This is a genomic window from Paenibacillus donghaensis (genome assembly GCF_002192415.1).
GTDB classification, from domain to species: Bacteria; Bacillota; Bacilli; order Paenibacillales; family Paenibacillaceae; genus Paenibacillus_AQ; species Paenibacillus_AQ donghaensis.
In genome coordinates this window covers 7,083,847-7,102,931 of sequence record NZ_CP021780.1, presented here as the reverse complement: position 1 = coordinate 7,102,931, position 19,085 = coordinate 7,083,847, and the positions used below count along the sequence as shown (strand labels likewise).

Here is a 19,085-nt window from a genome sequence, read left to right as displayed (position 1 = left end):
GTATATACCTTCAGTATGCCCTGCATCTGCTGTCCTTAGCCTTGACTGGCACAGCAGAGAATGGATCAGCCGTTGAACTTGGCCATAGTCTGTTCGAACGAATGCTGCAGGCTGAATTCCAATGCATCACAGGTATGATCAATCATGTCCTTCAGCCTGTCGCTTTCTTTCTTAGAGAAAGAGGTGAGCACATAATCAACTATCGGGGAACCCGGCTCAGGGCGTGAAATCCCCATCCTTACCCGATTGAAGCTTTGGGTGCCGGCATGCTGAATAATGGATTTGATTCCATTATGCCCGCCGGCGCTTCCTTGGTAACGCAGACGAATTTTGCCCATCTCGGTATCCAGATCATCATATACGACAATCATATCCTCAAGAGCAACTTTATAATAGTCCATATAGGCACGGACCGACTCTCCGGAAAGATTCATGAAGGTCATCGGCTTAATTAATACCGTCTTTACTCCACCGATGACACCCTCTCCGATAATCGCTTTGCATTTATTCTGGTTGAAGGAAATCCCGTGCCGGGAAGCCAGCTCGTCCAGGGCCATGAAGCCGACGTTGTGTCTGGTCTTGGCATATTGAGTCCCGGGGTTTCCGAGTCCGACAATCCATTTCATGTACAATTTTCCTTTCGGGCGGCTCTTTCGGCAAAAGCAACCTGTTTTTGATACAATAGACTCTATCCATTACATTCTTGATAGACTTGCCACACTATATTCCGGAGACAGGTGATGAATCCATGTTACGTCAGGGCGATATTTTGACGCTGCTGCGCCATTTCCAGTACCATATCCAATATGCCATCCCCGTCGAGATTTATCAGGGTAATGTATACATTGATGTAGGTGTGCTGACAGCGGTGGATGAAAGCTTCGTACAGCTAAAGGGCACTTTGTACAACCGCAGTAAGTTTATCTTCAAGTCACGCCCCGGCTATTGAAGCAGGATTCGGCAAGGCCGGCATCTGCTTCACGCCGACAAGGGTTACATCTCCGGAAGCGGAGGTGTAACCCTTTGGTATATGTGCGCAGCCCGTAGCTACTCTGCAGGGAGACTATTCGATCTCAAACAGCTTGGAGATGGACAGCTCTTCATGGACACGGATAATGGCTTCGCCCATCAGCGGAGCCACGGACAGTACTTTAAGCTTCGACGTCGGATTGTTGCTGCGGATTGGAATGGTATCCGTCACGATAATTTCCTTGATTGGCGAATTCTCCAGGCGCTCATGCGCAGGACCAGACAATACCGGATGTGTACAGCAGGCGTAGACTTCCTTCACGCCGCCCTCCATCAGGGCATTGGCTCCAAGTACAATCGTTCCTGCCGTGTCGATAATGTCATCGATCAGAATTGCCGTTTTGCCTTCAATATTGCCGATAATATTCATGACCTCGCTGACGTTTGGTTCCGGACGGCGTTTGTCGATAATGGCGAGCGGCGCATTCAGGAAGTCAGCGAGCTTTCTCGCCCGCACTACACCGCCATGGTCAGGAGAGACCACTACGGGATTCTGAATCTGCATGGAGCGGAAATATTGAGCCAGAATCGGTACTCCCAGCAAGTGGTCTACCGGGATATCAAAGAAGCCTTGAATCTGCATTGCATGGAGGTCCATCGTAATGACACGGTGGGCACCCGCCTTCTCAATCAGGTTGGCTACCAGTTTCGCGGTAATCGGATCACGGGAGCGCGCTTTGCGGTCTTGACGCGCATAACCGTAATAAGGGATAACCACATTGATGCTCTTCGCAGAGGCGCGTTTGAGGGCATCCACCATAACCAGTAGCTCCATTAGATTGTCGTTAACCGGTCCGCAGGTGGACTGCACAATGTATACATGGCAGCCACGGACGCTCTCCGACAGCTTGACCTGAATTTCCCCGTCGCTGAAGCTTGTTGTATGGGACTCGCCCATCGGAATCCCAATATAATCGGCAATCTGGCTGGCAAGCTTGGGGTTGGAGTTGCAGGTGAAGATTTTGAGTTTGGAATCGCAATAAGTCATAAAATATAAACCCTCCGTGACGGAATTTAGCTTTCTAAAAGCGCCGGCGCGCCAAATGCAAGTCCCGTCCGGCACCTCTATTAACGGCACTTTACGATGGACTACAACTGGTCTTTCTTTGCTTTGGCCCGGGAGCGGATCCTATCGGCATAACCCGGCTTATTCTCCTGCTTGACTCTGGCAATCGCCAGGTCATTGTCCGGAACGGAACGTGTGATGGTGGAGCCGGCAACAACGAATGCCCCTTTGCCTACAGTAACCGGAGCAATCAGATTTACATTGCTGCCGATGAAGGCGTCGTCCTCAATAGTGGTAACGGCTTTATTGTACCCATCGTAATTGACGGTTATGGCGCCGCAGCCTACATTGACATTCCTGCCTACGGAAGCATCACCGATATAGCTCAGATGGGACACTTTGGAGCCATTGCCGATAGTGGCATTCTTGATTTCTACGAAATCGCCAACCTTAACTTCTTCTCCGAGCACAGTGCCCGGCCGTAAATTAGCAAAAGGCCCAACGGATGCCCGTGCGCCAACTTCAGCCTGATTCAGTACGGACTGCTTCACAGCCGCCCCGTCCATAATCCGGCTGTCTTCGATATCACTGGCGGGTCCAATAATGCATTGTTCCCCAATAACCGTCATCCCCTTGAGAAAGGTTCCGGGATAAATCACGGTGTCCTGCCCAATGACAACCTCTGCTCCAATGTAGGTGGAATCTGGATCAATCAGAGTTACGCCGCCCAGCATATGTCGTCGGTTGATGCGTCTCTTCATATGTCCTTCGGCTTCTGACAGCGCCAGGCGGTCATTGACCCCGATCGATTCTGCAGGATCATTGGCCTGATAGCCGAGGACGATATCCCCTTCACCACGGAGAATGCCGATGACATCGGTCAGATAATATTCCTGCTGGTTGTTGGTGTTGGTCACCTTCTCCAGCGCGGCGAATAATTTGGCGTTATCGAAACAATAGGTGCCTGTATTAATCTCGTGAATGGCATCTTCTTCGGAACTGCAATCCTTCTGTTCTACAATCTTCAGAACTCCACCGTCTGTTCCGCGTATAATTCGCCCGTATCCGGCAGGCTGCTCCATTACGGCAGTCAGCACGGTTGCGGCAGCACGGTTGCGTTCATGCAGAGCCATCAGCCCTTCCAGCGTTTCAGATGTTACTAGAGGGGTGTCTCCGCAAATAACGATAGTGGTGCCCTCTTCACTGCCAAGCAGCTCCTTGGTTTGTTTGACGGCATGTCCCGTGCCCAGCTGCGAGGCCTGCAGCACATATTCCGCCTTGTCGCCCAAATAAGCCTGAACCGCTTCCGCCCCATGTCCAACGACTACAATCGTACGCTGGCAACCTGTTGCTGTTACTGTATCAAGCACGTGCCCTACCATCGGCTTACCACAGACGGGGTGCAGCACCTTATATAATTTTGATTTCATCCGCTTGCCTTGGCCTGCGGCAAGAACTATAGCCATTCTTTTCAAGAATGCCAACCTCCTACTCTTGAACTCACTACTGAATATATCTCATTCCGGGCAAAAAGAAAAGAGAACCATAAGGCATGGTTCCCTTTTCTTCGAACCCCAACTAAGAAAAGCGGATTACGCGCCTTGTCCGAAGATATCCTATCTTCTTGCACAGACGGTTGCTTCTCTGAAAGATCAGGCAGCAGATCCAAGATGTATTACATTCTGATCTTATAGTAAAACGGCATGGCCTTACGCCGCCCTGCGGGCAGCAGTCCTTCGAAGCAAGCTTGCCTTAAGCTCCTTCTTCAATGACTTCTTCTTCTTCGACAGCGGCGCGATCGTACTCGGCCAGAACCGCAGATTGAATCTTCTCGCGTGTTCCCGAGGAGATCGGGTGTGCGATATCGCGGAATTCGCCGTCCGGTGTACGTTTGCTGGGCATTGCAACAAACATCCCGTTATTACCGTCGATGACGCGTATGTCATGAACAACAAACTCGTTATCGATGGTAATGGATGCAATTGCTTTCATTCTCCCCTCAGAGTTGACGCGGCGGAGTCTGACATCCGTAATTTGCATGTGTGTGTTCACCACCTTTTTCCATCAGAGACTTGGTGTATAATTCCACACAACAAAGCAAAATCCTTCTTTTGAATCCCATAAAATACCTGATTAAGAAGAATATTTTTCAGCATCCATTGTTTCCGACACATTTCGGGCGTTTATCTAAGGATCTCTTACGGATTCGACATTTTCCACGACTTTTGAAAGCTGGACTAACACGGCTCTAGAGCTTGAAATAATTGCCCGGAGAAGCTGAAATTCGCCGTTCCTTCGAATCCACCTCACTCAGCTTCACCAGCGATACATAATCCTGAAGCAGCCGTTCTTCCGACTCTACGGCCCCTGATTCCACCAGCACACCCACTCCGGCTACCTTGGCATTAAATTCTCCTAGCAGGTCTACCATGCCTTGCACCGTTCCGCCGGCTTTCATGAAATCGTCGACAATTAATACCCGCGACTTCTCCTTCAGCGCTCTTCTCGACAGTGACATCGTATGTATGCTTTTGTGGGAACCGGAGACGTAGTTGATGCTTACGGCCGAGCCTTCGGTGACCTGATGGTCTCGCCGCACCAGCACCACCGGCAAGCCCAGCTGTGCTGCTGTGGCGTAGGCCAGCGGTATCCCCTTCGTTTCAACGGTCATCACCACATCAATGGGGATGCCGTGAAAGGCTGTAGCAATAATCTTGCCTGCTTGTTCCATCAGTGATGGCAGCCCGAGCAAATCGGACATATACAGATATCCGCCGGGCAGAATGCGGTCACTCTGTTCCAACTGTCCGCACAAGTCTTGAACGAAGGCCAATGCCATCTCTTTGGGCATGCAGGGAATGTAGCGGACGCCTCCCGCCGCTCCAGCCAGTGTCTGCAGCTCACCCATGCCTTCGCCTTCAAATACCTCTTTTATAATAGCCAGATCTTCACTGATGGATGATTTCGCCGCTCCGTACCGGTCTGCAAATGTAGACAGCGGCAGCAGGACATGTGGTTTCTCCAGCAAAAATTGGGTCATGTCGACCAAACGTTGGCTTCTTTTTAGTTTCTTCACGGGATCTCCTCGCCAAAACCGAATATTATAGAAAAATATATCACTTTTGTACGGGTTTACACAAGTGAAGAAGCTTAAGTCAACGAACGTACCGCATAGACTTCGTTGCAGAATCCTCTCAAGCCGTTGTATATTCTCGCCACCTTGGACTGCTTGGAGACGAGGCCGAACACTGTGGGCCCGCTGCCGGACATCAGTACACCGTCAGCGCCCAGCTTCACCATTGCTTCCTTCAACTGCTGCACTTCCGGATGCAGCCTCAGGGTAACGTCCTCCAGCACGTTGCCCAGATTCTCGCATACGCCGGCAAAGCTGCCGGCTTCAATCACCTCGCGCATCCGCTGCGCTGAAGGATGGACGCTAATCTGATTGCTTCTTACCCGTCCGTACACCTCTGCTGTCGAGACATTGATCGGCGGCTTCGCCAGCACCACCCAGCACTGCGGCGGGTTGGCCAGCGGGGTCAGCAGTTCTCCCCGCCCTGTTGCCAGCGCTGTGCCTCCAGTGACGCAGAAGGGCACGTCCGAGCCCAGCTCAGCGCCCAGCACCTGCAGCTCCTCCGCAGGGAGCCCCAGCCCCCAGAGCCGGTTAAGGCCGCGCAGCGTGGCCGCGGCATCGCTGCTGCCGCCAGCCAGACCGGCAGCGACCGGAATTCTTTTGTCCAGATGGATATGTACGCCACTCTTCACGTTATAACGGTCCTTAATAAGCCTGGCAGCCTGAAAGGCCAGGTTCTTCTCATCCAGGGGAATGTAGCCCGCCTGGCTTGAGATTATGATCGAATCCCTGGGCAGCCCGGACAGCTCCAGGCGGTCCGCCAGATCAACCATGGTCATTATCATTTCCACTTCATGAAACCCATCAGCCCGTTTATGGAGCACATCCAGCATCAAATTAATTTTGGCCGGTGCTTTCTCATATATTTTCAAGGCGTTCACCCACCCTCAGCTTTTCCCGTAAAAACAACTTAACATATTATATGAGAAACTTGTACCTAAGTCCATTCGCAAAGTGGGCAAAATAGATAAAAGGACTCCTTTGGATAATAAACAACGTAAACAAGCGCCATCCACATAGGATAGCGCCATTTGTATTTATAACTTGTGCGGGCCTCAGACTTACGATCTGCGGGCTGCCGCTTCGGCCAGCTGAATGGCCCTCTTCACCATATTTCCGGCATCCTGTGCCCGGATTCCACCCCAGCCGTCACGCTCTACCGTTTCGTAGAAACCAAGCTCCTTCGCCAGTTCCGTCTTCAGTTCATCAGACATTACACTGCGTCTTCTGCGGCTCATTTCGGATTCCTCCTTTATCATTGTGAATAATCAGTGATTGCCTGCTTAGTATGTCATCCAGCACAAGGATTCATGCGGCTAATTACAACAAAAGACAGCCTCCCGTCAGGGAGGCTGTCTGAGAACCGGCAAAGCATTAAGCTTTAATATACATAAGACGCATCTGTCCGTCATCTTCGCAAACTGTAATCTCTACAGATTCAGTAAGGATGTCGGCATAGCTATAGGAGACACGCTTAAAGGTCTGTTGCTCCTGATCCAATTTGACAATAAAAACAGAAGGGTACGTTTCTTCCAGGACACCGGTGCGTTCAACGGTCTTGCGACGTCCACCGTTAGCGCGCAACGTGATCTTATGACCGACATGAGCTTCGAGACTGCGTTTAATTTCCAACAGCGCGTTATTAGCCATTACCTGACGACCACCTCTTTCCTTGTCCATTATACAACTTTCAGTAACAAATGTCAAAGCAAATAAATAATTATAGATGATGCTAAAAAAGTTGTCAACGGAATTTTTTTTGACGGATTGAGAGTGGAGAAATGGCCTTGTTAGCTGTAATAGAATTAATAGCAAAAAAGAAGGGATGAGCAGACGCTCCCCCTCCTATATGGCCTTGACGGCACAATGCTGCCACTTGCCTCGGCTTCAAATCGCCGAGGGCGTAACCTTCAGCGCAGATAGATTCTGCAGGCGTGGCATGCCGATCCTGAAGCTGCCGCGTGTCTCCACGCCGCCGATTCCCTGACTGCCGCTGATCGTATGATTTAACACGTCGTTCAGGTTGACCGTCTCACGGATGGAAGTAAACGAAGCCTTGGCTGCAACGTATACCGGGTCCAGTGCATGAATCAGAATCCGCCCGGGCGAGCTTGCAAAGTTAGCGCCCGCTCCCAGCAGCGCTTCAAAGTGAGACTGGCAGGCACCGGCCACAATAGTGAGCGCATCGAAATTGCGTTCATATTCACGGGCGATCCGGATGGCAGCTATGAAGTTCTGTGAATTCTTATAGCTGTTCAAGCTGTATAAATCATAAGTATGCGGCCCTTTGAGCACACCATCATGACCGGTAATGACCACGATGGATGGACGCACACGCGGCAGCAGCCGGTATAGGGTATCCGCCATCGATGATTCATGGACATGATGTCCTTCCGCCGGAATTCGCAGCTGCTCATACAGACTAAGGCTCTTGTTCAGATAGGACGGGTCACCGTCCAGATGCAACACTTTGCCTGGCACCTCGAAATAAGAGGCCTCCTTGGAGGCCTGCGGCGCTGCCCATGACCCGGAATCTCCCGCCGCTGCCGAGAGTGTGCTGCCGCTGCGCTGGCTCTGCTCCTGACGGTCCCGCTGCAGCTGCGTTAAAGATTCCTTTGCTTTGATCTGTGCCTGCTGCCCCCGCTCCGTTACCCGGGTAGGAGGCACCTGAACCAAGTCGTCCAGCGGTGAATCCGCCAGCAGTCGGAACTCTGTCCCCTTGATAACGGCTCCATTCTGCACGATCTGCTCTACACGAAACGTCAAATCGCCGCCATAGGATTTACGGACGACCAAGTCTCCTAAATTCATTACAAACCACCACCTCTACCCCCATCGTATGGGCAAAAGCCTCTATTGGTTCATAGCCGGAGCGATTTAGAGCGTCTCTTCAAACCTAAGGCTTCAGGATGATTATCACAGATCTTTGTCCTCCGAATCATCGGGTTTGAAGACACCTCCTAGATCAGACGATTCCCGCAGCAAGCAGCACATCGCTTAAGGTGGCGTATTCCTGAAGACTGAGTGTCTCCCCTCGTCTTACCGGTTCTATCCCTGCTTCAGCCAGTAGAAGCTCCAGACGCTCGCGCCCTTCATTCGGGAAGTACCGTGCCTTCAGATTGTTCGCTATCGTCTTGCGGCGCTGCGTGAAGCAGGCCTGCACCACTTCGAAGAAATGCTTCTCATCGGCAACCTGTACCGGCGGCACATCTCTGACCTTCAGACGGATAACCGCAGACTCCACATTCGGCTCAGGAATAAATACCGTACGCGGCACAATGCAGACCAACTCAGGTTCGCTGTAATACTGCACGGCAATACTGAGGCTGCCATACTCCTTGCCTCCAGGTGACGCTGCCATACGCTCTGCAACTTCCTTCTGGATCATGACCACAATGTTCTCCAGCGGCAGCTTCTCCTCCAGCAGCTTCATCAGAATCGGTGTGGTGACGTAATAAGGCAGATTGGCAACCACACTGACCTTGTCCACAGTGGCGAAGTCCTCGGCGAACAGCTCCTGCAGGTTGACCTGCAGCACATCGTCGTTGCGGACCTTCACATGAGGATACGGCGCGAGAACATCACGCAGAATGGGAATCAGCCGCCGGTCGATCTCGACAGCCGTTACATGGCCTGCCGCCATCGCCAGCCGTTCGGTAAGTGCTCCGATCCCGGGGCCAATCTCCAATGCGCCAGAGACTTCAGTCAGTCCGGCCGCATCAACAATTTTATCCAGAATGTTCTGGTCAATCAGGAAATTCTGGCCCAGGCTCTTCTTGAACTTGAAGCCGTAGCGCTGAATGATTTCCTTCGTGCGTTTGGGGGTTGATATTTCTCCATTGCCACTCATGAGGTAATGCCTCCCTGATCAATTTGTGCGAGAGCCCCGGCAAATTCCTCCCGCGTAATTCCAAACATCGCCAGCCGTTTGTACAGCTGCTTGCCGTTGCAATATCCAATGCCCAGCAGATTGCCGAGCGCCATTCTTCTCTCAGCCGCACGGGCGTGTACAAGCATCCCTGCTGCCATAAGATCCTCAATCCCAATCAGGGCGGGTGCCCCTTCAAAAGAGGTGTGCACATGCTCCAGGGCATGGCGGATCGCCTCAGGCGAGGCGTTCTCAACCCCGATATCGCCCTTGCGGGTAGCCTCCTTCTCCGGGATAAAAGCATGCTTGCAGCCTGGAACCTTCGACGAGACAATCTTGCGGATACGTTCTCCCGCATGATCGGGATCGGTCAGGATAATAACTCCTCGGCGCTCCATAGCCAGTGCGACCTTTGCGATCACAGTCCGGTCCACTGCCGATCCGCCGGTCTCAATGGTGTCTGCCTCTACCGCCCGCTTAATGGCGATGGTGTCGCTTTTGCCTTCAACGACGATCAATTCCTTGATCAATGGGTTAACTCCTCTCAAAAACGCAAAAAGAAGAGGATTCGCTCCTCTTCTTTTTGGCTAAAGAATGTATAAGTGGTGAGCGGTTGCTCCGTGATCTCTATAAGAGATTTGGCGTCCATAGTTGCTTTCACCACTATAGCCTATCAACCGAAAATTTGCAAAAGGATGCTGCCAGCCTTAGTTAAGTTCAGGCTTCACCGGACCAATAACGTAAACGGTACGCGATTTGCGACCAAAGTTGCGGGCTTGGCTGAGTGAATCATAATAAATATCCACTTTATGGCCTTTAATGGCACCGCCTGTATCTTCTGCACGGCGGAATCCCAATCCTTCGATATACACCCACCAGCCGATAGGTATTATTCTAGGATCAACGGCAATAGTCCGCCCTTCCGTTACACGTGTGCCGGAAGCCGTGCGTGTTCCAATGCCTGGCTCTTCTGAAGAGTATGCCGTCATCGAGACATTCTTAATCACTTTTTTGTATTCAAAATCTACGCCGGCTTTACTGGTCACATTATTGCTTTTCTCAGAAACCTTGGCAGTCTTGGTTTTAGCTGTGGAAGTTTTGGTTTTGGTTTGGGTTTGGGTTGCAGTAGCTGTTGTAGCAGCCAGGACAGGCACAGGAATTTTTTTGGTTCCGATCGCGATAACCTTGTCTTTGGTTACGGTCTGAACTTCTTTACCAATCATGCGCATAGAGGCCAGTTCTCCATCTTGGTAGATCTTCTCAATATGCTGAATCATGACACCTGGTTTACCTGCTTGTGCGACTCTTACTGTACCCTTTGGGAGGGAGGGGTCTGCGGTCTTGATGACCCGAAAAGGCAGGTTTGTTGTCCGCTGAACGGTTTGCTTGTTGATGCGGAGAATTGTAATCTCCATGTTGGCGGAAACTGAAGTCTCTAACGAAGGGAATATCTTGTCATCGCCATCAACGGCTATGCCAAACTTGCTGATAGCCTTACCGATGGTATCCTCGGTGGTATGCAGCACCTTTGTCGTTCCGTCTGCAACAACACTAAGCTGCTGCGCACGGTTAATCATGACGCGATCGCCATCTTGTATTTCATCACTCAGACCCAAAGATATTTCATCATGCGGCTGCAGCGAAATTTGTTCCTTGGCCAGCACATCGCTAAGCAGCGATTCACGCGTCTCCAGCGTTTGTACATGACCGTCAATAATTACAGAAATCTGTTTCGTAGTGCTCTGACCGTGTACATAAAGCAGAATAATCAGCGCGATCAGAATTGAGAATGCGCCGGCAAGTGAAAGTACGCGAAGATTCACCTGCTCCCACCGTAAAGCGATAGACTTGCTGGATGATTGCGAATCATGGGATACCTCTGGTTGGAATACACCCATTCTCTCCATCCTCCTTACATAGCCCCGTCGTCCAATGTATATTCAAGTTGACTGAATCGTGTTTGACGAAACTAAGTTGAGATTGTCACAGGATACGCAGCCTTAATTGCCTCCGCGTCTCCTGCTCATGGATCGCCTGCCCGGCACAGTTGCCCCCACAGCTGTTATATAACAGTATGCAGGGTTCATTCACAGTATTCAAAACAAAAAAAGCCTAAAAAGAGTTCTTGTGAGGACTCTTTCGTGGCTTCTCCGTGTATCGAAATACGGAATGTTTATGCACGAGGTTTCCTCTCTTACTTGCGCTTACGGGGTTAGCTGTCGGGTTCGGACGAAAGAGAGACGCCCTATCTTGGGTCACCCGCTCACGGCGGTTGCCCTTAAATTCACCCCAAAGACCACGTGAAGAAATCAAATAGTGCCTGCGGCAGTACGTGCTGTACTCGATGTACGGACATGCGGCAGCGCATTATTGGTTCCCCCGTTCTCCTGACGGAGACTCAGCGAGACGATTCATGATCAGTGGCTGTCACAGTAACAACAGTTCACTGCACTGAAAAGATGATATCCTGTTTTGATACATATTGTAAAGCACGATTCAAGCACGTTTAAGCAGATTTAAGGTTAAAATATTGTAATATTCAGGTGTTTTATTGTTAAAAAACATTAATATATCGTCTATACTCCATTTTTCAGCTATTTTTCTCCTGATTTCAGACAATTCCAAATCGTTCCAGTGCGTTCGCATAGGTAATTTGGGCCAATTCCTCCCATTTCATCCCTTTAATTTCCGCCGCAGCCTCTGCGACCAATTTCACATAAGCACTCTCATTTCGTTTGCCTCGGAAGGGATGCGGAGTCAGATATGGGGAGTCGGTTTCGATCAATAGGCGGTCCAGTGGAGTCTTCGCAAGCACCTCTTTAGGCACTCTTGCGTTCTTAAACGTAATCGGCCCTCCGAAGGAGAGATGGAACCCCAGATCCAAGCACATTTTCGCAGTCTCCCAACTGCCGGAGAAGGAGTGCATGACGCCGCCAACCTCATTTGCTTTTTCCTCACGGAGAATTCTTACGACATCCTCATGCGCATCTCTGTCATGAATACAGATCGGCATTCCCAGCTCGCGGGCCAGACCAATTTGTTTACGAAATACTTCGTGTTGCACTTCTTTCGGGGAAGTGTCCCAGTAATAGTCCAGACCGATCTCTCCAATCGCTACCACCTTCTCATGCTTGCAGAGCGAGGCAATCCATTCAAGGTCACCATCCTTCATCGTAACCGCATCCTGCGGGTGCCAGCCAACGGCTGCATAAATATGTTCATACGTTTCCGCAAGCTTCATCGTGGAAGGTATGGTTTCACGGTTAAATCCAATGTTGATCATTTTGCTGACTCCGGCTTCTGTCGCCCGGGCAATCACTTCCTCCCGGTCCTCGTCGAATTGTGGAGCATCCAGATGGGTATGGGTATCAAAAAGAAACATATTTTTCCTCTCCTCACTTGATTTTCATGATGAATTCTATATATTTTTGGATTATTTTGCGAAGATTTCGGCAATGGAATCGGGCAATCTGGTAAGGGCTTTCTTTACCTTATCCTGCGGGAAATACAAATGATATCTTCCCCGGTGAATCCCGCTGATTGACCGTACGATATCCGAAACCTCCGAAATTTCCCTCAGTCGTTCATGCCGGTCAAGCAGCAGAATCTGCTTGCTGTCGAAACCCTCTCCCGGACGGAAGACATCATAAGGTAAATCTGTCGGATAATCAATTTCCAGGTCATATTCTGCATTTAATCCAGCCAGCTTAAAGCTGCTGCGGATGGCTTCAATCATGTCAGGGTCAAGATTCTCCATCTCTACATATTTATACAGTTTACGATGAATAAACCTGCTGCACAAATCGCTCAGCAGCTCGTCTCCCTCCAGTGTCCACTGCATAAAAGCGGTCTGCACCAGTGCTTCATCAAGCATCAGATATTGTTCTACACTCAATTCTGAGCAGAACAGGTCTGCAAGCGGTTCAATCATGAAACGGAAAGCGTAACCTTTCTGCTGCAGCTCCTTAGCCCGGCGGAAGATCTGGCGCAGAATAATTTCCGAGCTGCGGGTCACCGGATGAAAATACACCTGCCAATACATTTGGTACCGTGACATCAGATAGTCCTCGATGGCATGCATACCGGATTCTTTTACCACCACACGCCCATTGTAGGGACGCAGCATTCTCAGAATACGGTCGATATCAATCGTTCCATAATTGACACCTGTATAATGTGCATCGCGCAGCAGATAATCCATTCGGTCCGCATCCAGCGGCCCTGATACCAGATTAACCACTATTTCATGTTCATAGGTTTTGGAGATCACCGAAGCCACCTTGCGCGGGAAATCGGCTTCTACATCACGCAGGATCTCCGTAATCTCCGTGTTCTCCAGAATGATCCGGCAGGTCCAATCTTCATGGTTCATCTCAAAAGCTTCTTCTATAGAATGAGAGAACGGCCCGTGGCCCAAATCATGAAGCAATGCGGCGCATAATGTAAGCAATCTTTCCTCCGGCATCCAATCCTTGTACCCGCTCCGCTCGAACTGGGAAATAATACGACGGGTGATCTCATACACCCCAAGCGAGTGGGAGAATCGGCTATGCTCAGCCCCATGAAAGGTCAGATAGGACGTTCCCAATTGGCGAATCCGTCGCAACCGCTGAAATTCTTTGGTATTGATCAGACGCCAAATAATGGTGTCCTGGACATGGATATAATTATGAACCGGATCTTTAAATACCTTCTCCTCCGTGAGTGGCTGCTTCATTATTTCAACTCCTTTTGAATATTTTGTTACACAGCAAACATATTTTGATATATAATAAAAGACGTTGTCGTATAATGTCGAATATTGCTGAATTCATTCTCTGTAAATCGACATTATCCCAGGACAGTCTAATGATTCTTATATTGGCCTTTTATTGCAAGAAATCAAAATTTCTCTTTAATCTGTTACGAAAAAGGTTGACTGTTTTGGGAATCGTTGGTATTATAAAAAACATAAAACAGTGAACAATGTCGAATAATGACGTTTTTGATCATTGAGAGGAGTAACGATAGCTATGATGAAATCAACAGGTATTGTGAGAAAAGTAGACGAGCTGGGACGGGTTGTTATTCCGATTGAATTGCGCCGCACTTTGGGTATCGGTGAAAAAGATGCGCTCGAAATTTACGTGGACGGTGAGCGGATCATGCTGAAAAAGTACGAGCCTGCTTGCATATTCTGCGGCAATGCCGAGAACGTGACCTACTTCAAAGGTAAAATTGTTTGTCATGAATGTATTTCTACTATCCCTACCCCTGTGACAAACTAAAATAAATAGTATATAATAGGAACTAATCAAATTGTTAATTCTAACCTTATTATATCTCCTTGGCCCCCCGCTCCCGCGGGGGGTATTTTTTTTAAATATAAGAATTTATATGTTTCACGCTACCCATTCTCCTTCTATTTCTCGCAGAAACGGATACCGCCTCTTTCAGAGGGCGGCGAAGAGCCGTTTCTACTTGGGTAACCAATATTATGAATTACTTTTATCAAGCAGCGCGTTATAGACATCCCGCTTCGCCAGCCCGCGGTCGGCGGCTGTTTTCTTCATCGCCTCTTTACGGGACAGCGCTGCGTTCTCATAATGGGCCACATGCTCCTCCAGGCTCAGTTTCTGCCACCAGGCTGACTCTGCCTTCGCCGCTTCTTCCTTGCTCTCTCCCTCTACCACAATCACATATTCGCCAAGTGGCGGATGCTCCTCCAGCCAGGCAATGCATTCCTCAATGGTTCCGCGCAGAAATTCCTCATACCGCTTGGTCAGCTCACGGGCCAACACCACCCGCCGGTTGCCAAAAGCCTCCTGCAGATGCTGCAGCGTCTTGCCAACGCGATGGGGAGACTCATAGAACAGCAAGCTTCCCTGAGATGCCCGCAGCGTAGCTAGAACAGCACGGATATCTTTGCGCTCGCGGGGAAGAAATCCGGCAAAGGTGAAGCTGGCCGTAGGCAATCCGGAAGCGATTAGAGCTGACAGGGCTGCGTTAGCTCCCGGTATCGGAATCACAGCAATACCGTGCTCAATAGCCAGAGCGACAAGATCGGCACCAGGATCGGAGATGGCCGGAAGACCGGCGTCGCTAACTAGCGCAAGATTTTTACCTTCTATTATATAACGTATCAACTCAGGTCCGCTGGCAGCCTTATTATGCTCATGATAACTGAACAACAGCGAAGGTGTGATTTCGAAGTGGCTGAGCAGCTTACGGGTCTGTCTGGTATCTTCGGCAGCGATGATGTCGCATTCCTGTAACGTCCTCACGCCGCGGAAGGTCATATCCTCCAGATTGCCGATAGGCGTCGCTACCAGATAGAGAGAACCTGCTCCTTCCTGCTTATGGTTGTCATTATTGCTCTGAAAGCTGCTTTGGCATGTTAATTTCATATTTTACCCTCTTTGGCTCCATAATAAATGTCCATAATCTCCTGGCAATATTGATTGTCCTCATTATATACAATTAGAGGCGGCTGTAGACGCGACTCCGGCTTGCCGTCACGGATCGCCTCGATTAACACCATGTTCGCTTCCAGATGTGCACGCGGATGTACAAAGCGAATAATCTTGGGCTCCAGCCTATATTGTCTCATCAGGCTCATAATATCAACCAGACGCTGCGGCTTATGCACCATACTTACTTTGCCTCCTGTACGTACCAGCCTTACACAGGCCTGGATGACCTCCTCCAGTGTACAGCCCAGTTCATGACGGGCCATAGCCTGATGTGTGTTCAGCTTCAGATCGCTGCCGTTCAGCGGCATATACGGCGGGTTAACCGTAATGGCATCATATACACCATGACCGGCTGTTCTATATAGCTCACGCAGATCCCCTTCATGAATAGTGATTCTATCCTCTAATTCGTTCAGCGCTACACTACGGCGTGCCATATCTGCCAGACGCGGCTGTATTTCAATGCCTTCTATAGAAGCTTTGGTGCGTGTAGTCAGCAGTATAGGGATAACCCCATTGCCGGTGCACAGATCAAGTACCCTGCCTCTCGGCGGAATACTGGCAAAGCGGGCCAGCAGCACCGCATCCATCGAGAAGCTGAACACCTCGTCACTCTGAATAATTCTTAAATCATGCGTCAGCAGATCATCCACCCGCTCCGTAGGCAGCAGGGGCTGTGAATTTATTGAATTTGTCATGGTACTCTCCTATAGTCAATTCTTGGGCCAGACTGCAAAGGTCGAAGAAATTTAAAAAAACCGTAGGCACAAATCTCCTACGGCTGGATATCCTTATTTATTGAGGAAAGAGAGGCAGAACAGACAATCACCTTCGGTCCGCAAATGTCCGAAATAGACATTGCAGATGTGAAAGCCTTCATGGTACAAGCGGGCCAGATTATCATATCCTTCACCGACCACTTCCTCCGCACCCTCGCGGGCGGCCAATAGTGCTTCTGCTTCTGCAGAATCAACCTTGGGGTCCAGGGGCGCTTCCCTCTTTAATATTTTGCGCAGTTGTTCGTTCTCTAAATTGAGCCTTTGATTGGCTTCCATCAGTTCTTTTACCGTCTGTTTCCAATCGCCAAGAGTGGCACGCATATGTTCCAATTGCGCTTCCATATCCTGCATCTGTGCAAATATATTTTTTTTCTCCAAGTTTCCACCCCGAAAGTAACCTTATATGGTTTACTTGACGACAACATCATCCATTGGAAGTTCTTTAACCTTGCCTACCTCGAACAACTGCACATGAACCGTCCGGGTACCGGCATTAATCCCTACTACCTTGCCGTCCCCCAGTGAGGTAACGACGACCTTGCCGACTGCCGGCATTTCTTCTTTGACACTTTCGTAATTGTCATGCTCAAACTTCAGACAGCACATCAGACGCCCGCATAGTCCGGATATCTTAGTTGGATTCAGCGAAAGATTCTGATCCTTGGCCATCTTGATCGATACCGGCTCGAAATCTCCAAGCCAGGAGGAGCAGCATAACACCCGTCCGCAGGGGCCCAGGCCACCCAGCATTTTGGCTTCATCACGTACGCCAATCTGGCGCAGTTCAATCCGGGTACGGAAGATGCTGGCCAGATCCTTGACCAATTCGCGGAAATCAACACGGCCTTCGGCTGTAAAATAGAAGATAATCTTGTTGCGGTCAAAAGTAAACTCTACATCAACGAGCTTCATTTTAAGACCATGATCGCGAATTTTATTTAAACAGGTGGTAAAAGCTTCTTTCGCCGCCCCTTTGTTCTCCTCAACCACACGTGCGTCTGTATCGCCGGCAATCCGCATAACTTTTTTCAGAGGCAATACAACATCGGATTCCTGAACCACTTTTTTGCCTACAACAACCTTGCCATATTCGACCCCTCGTGCTGTCTCTACAATAACACTTTGATCCCGTTCAATGGGGAAATCAAGCGGATCGAAATAATATATTTTACCCGCTTTCTTAAAGCGGACACCCACAACGCTGTACAAATATTAACCCCCTTGTTTGCCGGTGAAAGGAACCCCTAAGCAAGCCCGCTCCCTGATGATTCATGCTTGTCCTTCCTCAACACTTAAACCATACTTCCACCTTAAAGCGGAATCCGGAGGATATATATAAAATTCTTAACTTTCCAGTCGGATTAAGAACTGCTCCAGACACAGCTGAGTATTGGCATTGGACCGCAGCTTCATGCTGCTCTCCGCGGCATACCCCATATAAGCCACCCATTGCTCCGTACTCCGCTCGCGGGCATGTCTGGAAATAAAGTCTAACTGATCTATGAAAACAATACTTTCGTGCTTTTGGTACAGGAAGTGGAGCATATCTTTGAACCACAGGTGGAACATGCTGAATAGGACATCCAAATGTTCACCAAGCCCGGTCTTGAACAGCTTTTGCCCAACAGTTGCTACTGATGAGCTGCTTTTGCTCAAAGACTCCTTTGCTAATTGTAACACTAGATTTCTCATTTCTGCAAACCAATTCTGTTCCAAAAGTTCCCTGCATCCATCCAGACCCGAAGTAAGGGAGACTGCGCAGCGGGCTAGGGGCACCGGAATGCCTTCGCTGGACAAAGCCTGCAGCATGAAGTCGGGATGCAGCGGGCTGAACGGGATTCTTTGGGTTCTGGACTGAATAGTTGGCAGCAGGGAGCGGCTGTTATCCGAGATCAGAATTCCCACCGCCGGAGAAGGCGGTTCTTCCAGAAACTTCAGCAGACTATTGGCTGCCTGCACCGTCATTCGGTCCGCTCCGTCTATGATATAGACCTTCGGGTTAATCCCTTCCGAACGGTACGAGAACACACGCTGGAGATCACGAATCTGGTCAATCTTGATGCTTGCTCCATCCGGCTTCAGCAGCGTCAGATCGGGATGGTTGCCATGCTCTACCTTGCGGCATTCCAGACAGTGTCCGCAGGCATCATCCTGCAGCTCAGTACAGAATATGGCTTGGGCGAACAAGGTTGCCGTCTTGAGCTGACCGCTGCCTGAGGGTCCGGTGAACAGGTAAGCATGGCTTACGGTATCTTTGCGCAGGGCATTCTGGAGTAGCCGTTTGGCATCCTCCTGGCCCGCTATATCATGAAAAGGCATATTTTCCTCCCGTACATTTAAAAAGAAAGGTTGATCAAGAGGCCGCGGATTTCTCCCACTCTGCCCAGAAGATCAATGCGGCCTTCTTCACTGCCCAGTAAATCATCTGCCATGGACAGCAGGGCCGTGTCAATCTCCTCCAGCAGCTTATAACGCTTGCCCCGGCCACGCCGGTCCCAGCCCTTCGTCTCCTTGAGGATAACACCGCGCCGCGCCGTCTCCTCCAGAAACCGTTTGATCATCATCCGGTAGATGGTAAGCTCGCGGATGGTCATGGACTTGGAAAGGCGGTCACCCTGAGCCTGAATTTCCTTCATCTGGCGGTTCAGCTCATCCAGCGTCTTCTGCTCGCTCTGCTGCTGAAATACATCAGAGAAGGATTTCTGCTGAACGGGCTTGTTCAGGCCTTCCGAAACCGGCAATTCACTCTTTAAGGGCCTGTAGCCCGGATTAATCTTCAAAGGTTATCTACCGCCCTTTTTGGAAATAGCCTGTCACA

Annotated in this window: 22 protein-coding genes and 1 riboswitch; of the genes, 2 read left to right on the top strand and 20 right to left on the bottom strand. The window is 49.9% G+C overall.

What is annotated here, in order from left to right; translation table 11 throughout:
* Nucleotides 1–65 precede the first annotated feature (65 nt).
* Nucleotides 66–626 carry an aminoacyl-tRNA hydrolase gene (gene pth, locus B9T62_RS32210; RefSeq protein ID WP_087918998.1) on the bottom strand — a complete coding sequence of 187 codons (561 nt, stop codon included), beginning with the start codon at nucleotides 624–626 and terminating at the stop codon, nucleotides 66–68.
* 122 nt (nucleotides 627–748) lie between these two features.
* On the opposite strand from pth, the gene B9T62_RS32205 reads away from it, so the two are divergent.
* Nucleotides 749–949, top strand: coding sequence for a hypothetical protein (locus tag B9T62_RS32205; RefSeq protein WP_087918997.1), 201 nt, complete (start codon nucleotides 749–751; stop codon nucleotides 947–949).
* A 114-nt stretch (nucleotides 950–1,063) separates the two neighbouring features.
* On the opposite strand, the gene B9T62_RS32200 is transcribed toward B9T62_RS32205, so the two are convergent.
* The 13 genes from B9T62_RS32200 to B9T62_RS32140 all read right to left on the bottom strand — a co-directional run bounded on the left by B9T62_RS32200 (nucleotide 1,064) and on the right by B9T62_RS32140 (nucleotide 13,753).
* Entirely contained in the window at nucleotides 1,064–2,017 is a 954-nt protein-coding gene (locus tag B9T62_RS32200) for a ribose-phosphate diphosphokinase (protein WP_087918996.1), read from the bottom strand.
* A 101-nt stretch (nucleotides 2,018–2,118) separates the two neighbouring features.
* A complete protein-coding gene (gene glmU / locus B9T62_RS32195) occupies nucleotides 2,119–3,501 on the bottom strand; it encodes a bifunctional UDP-N-acetylglucosamine diphosphorylase/glucosamine-1-phosphate N-acetyltransferase GlmU (RefSeq protein WP_169834535.1) in 1,383 nt (460 codons plus the stop codon).
* A 286-nt stretch (nucleotides 3,502–3,787) separates the two neighbouring features.
* Nucleotides 3,788–4,075, bottom strand: coding sequence for a septation regulator SpoVG (gene spoVG, locus B9T62_RS32190; protein ID WP_087918994.1), 288 nt, complete (start codon nucleotides 4,073–4,075; stop codon nucleotides 3,788–3,790).
* Between the two features lie 208 nt (nucleotides 4,076–4,283).
* Entirely contained in the window at nucleotides 4,284–5,111 is an 828-nt protein-coding gene (gene purR / locus B9T62_RS32185; RefSeq protein WP_087918993.1) for a pur operon repressor, read from the bottom strand.
* Nucleotides 5,112–5,185: 74 nt separating this feature from the next.
* Nucleotides 5,186–6,040, bottom strand: a complete 855-nt coding sequence (ispE, locus tag B9T62_RS32180) for a 4-(cytidine 5'-diphospho)-2-C-methyl-D-erythritol kinase (RefSeq protein WP_087918992.1) — start codon at nucleotides 6,038–6,040, stop codon at nucleotides 5,186–5,188.
* Nucleotides 6,041–6,229: 189 nt separating this feature from the next.
* A complete protein-coding gene (locus tag B9T62_RS32175) occupies nucleotides 6,230–6,406 on the bottom strand; it encodes an alpha/beta-type small acid-soluble spore protein (RefSeq protein ID WP_087918991.1) in 177 nt (58 codons plus the stop codon).
* A 136-nt stretch (nucleotides 6,407–6,542) separates the two neighbouring features.
* Nucleotides 6,543–6,818, bottom strand: a complete 276-nt coding sequence (gene veg / locus B9T62_RS32170; RefSeq protein ID WP_087920503.1) for a biofilm formation stimulator Veg — start codon at nucleotides 6,816–6,818, stop codon at nucleotides 6,543–6,545.
* 237 nt (nucleotides 6,819–7,055) lie between these two features.
* The gene (gene yabG / locus B9T62_RS32165; RefSeq protein ID WP_087918990.1) at nucleotides 7,056–7,979 is read right to left on the bottom strand and encodes a sporulation peptidase YabG; all 924 of its coding nucleotides are present in this window, start codon (nucleotides 7,977–7,979) and stop codon (nucleotides 7,056–7,058) included.
* Between the two features lie 154 nt (nucleotides 7,980–8,133).
* Nucleotides 8,134–9,018, bottom strand: a complete 885-nt coding sequence (gene rsmA / locus B9T62_RS32160; RefSeq protein ID WP_087918989.1) for a 16S rRNA (adenine(1518)-N(6)/adenine(1519)-N(6))-dimethyltransferase RsmA — start codon at nucleotides 9,016–9,018, stop codon at nucleotides 8,134–8,136.
* Entirely contained in the window at nucleotides 9,015–9,566 is a 552-nt protein-coding gene (rnmV, locus tag B9T62_RS32155) for a ribonuclease M5 (RefSeq protein ID WP_087918988.1), read from the bottom strand. The genes rsmA and rnmV overlap by 4 nt, the downstream gene beginning before the upstream one ends.
* Before the next feature lie 177 nt (nucleotides 9,567–9,743).
* Nucleotides 9,744–10,934 carry a resuscitation-promoting factor gene (locus tag B9T62_RS32150; protein ID WP_087918987.1) on the bottom strand — a complete coding sequence of 397 codons (1,191 nt, stop codon included), beginning with the start codon at nucleotides 10,932–10,934 and terminating at the stop codon, nucleotides 9,744–9,746.
* Between the two features lie 288 nt (nucleotides 10,935–11,222).
* Nucleotides 11,223–11,450, bottom strand: a riboswitch (cyclic di-AMP (ydaO/yuaA leader).
* 197 nt (nucleotides 11,451–11,647) lie between these two features.
* A complete protein-coding gene (locus B9T62_RS32145) occupies nucleotides 11,648–12,418 on the bottom strand; it encodes a TatD family hydrolase (RefSeq protein ID WP_087918986.1) in 771 nt (256 codons plus the stop codon).
* A 51-nt stretch (nucleotides 12,419–12,469) separates the two neighbouring features.
* Nucleotides 12,470–13,753, bottom strand: coding sequence for an HD domain-containing protein (locus tag B9T62_RS32140; RefSeq protein ID WP_087918985.1), 1,284 nt, complete (start codon nucleotides 13,751–13,753; stop codon nucleotides 12,470–12,472).
* A 295-nt stretch (nucleotides 13,754–14,048) separates the two neighbouring features.
* Here B9T62_RS32140 and B9T62_RS32135 point away from each other — a divergent pair, with 295 nt between their 5' ends.
* Nucleotides 14,049–14,303, top strand: coding sequence for an AbrB/MazE/SpoVT family DNA-binding domain-containing protein (locus tag B9T62_RS32135; protein ID WP_042123095.1), 255 nt, complete (start codon nucleotides 14,049–14,051; stop codon nucleotides 14,301–14,303).
* 207 nt (nucleotides 14,304–14,510) lie between these two features.
* Here the strand turns inward: B9T62_RS32135 and rsmI are convergent, their stop codons facing one another.
* From rsmI to B9T62_RS32105, 6 genes are all read right to left on the bottom strand, one after another.
* Complete coding sequence (rsmI, locus tag B9T62_RS32130; RefSeq protein WP_087918984.1) at nucleotides 14,511–15,422, bottom strand: 16S rRNA (cytidine(1402)-2'-O)-methyltransferase; 912 nt, start codon at nucleotides 15,420–15,422, stop codon at nucleotides 14,511–14,513.
* A complete protein-coding gene (locus tag B9T62_RS32125; RefSeq protein ID WP_087918983.1) occupies nucleotides 15,419–16,186 on the bottom strand; it encodes a tRNA1(Val) (adenine(37)-N6)-methyltransferase in 768 nt (255 codons plus the stop codon). Before B9T62_RS32125 ends, rsmI begins: the two co-directional genes overlap by 4 nt.
* Nucleotides 16,187–16,279: 93 nt before the next feature.
* Nucleotides 16,280–16,645 carry a DNA replication initiation control protein YabA gene (yabA, locus tag B9T62_RS32120; RefSeq protein WP_087918982.1) on the bottom strand — a complete coding sequence of 122 codons (366 nt, stop codon included), beginning with the start codon at nucleotides 16,643–16,645 and terminating at the stop codon, nucleotides 16,280–16,282.
* 30 nt (nucleotides 16,646–16,675) lie between these two features.
* Complete coding sequence (locus tag B9T62_RS32115) at nucleotides 16,676–17,476, bottom strand: PSP1 domain-containing protein (protein WP_087918981.1); 801 nt, start codon at nucleotides 17,474–17,476, stop codon at nucleotides 16,676–16,678.
* A 135-nt stretch (nucleotides 17,477–17,611) separates the two neighbouring features.
* Entirely contained in the window at nucleotides 17,612–18,586 is a 975-nt protein-coding gene (holB, locus tag B9T62_RS32110; RefSeq protein WP_087918980.1) for a DNA polymerase III subunit delta', read from the bottom strand.
* A 17-nt stretch (nucleotides 18,587–18,603) separates the two neighbouring features.
* Entirely contained in the window at nucleotides 18,604–19,047 is a 444-nt protein-coding gene (locus B9T62_RS32105) for a YaaR family protein (RefSeq protein WP_087918979.1), read from the bottom strand.
* Between the last annotated feature and the right edge of the window lie 38 nt (nucleotides 19,048–19,085).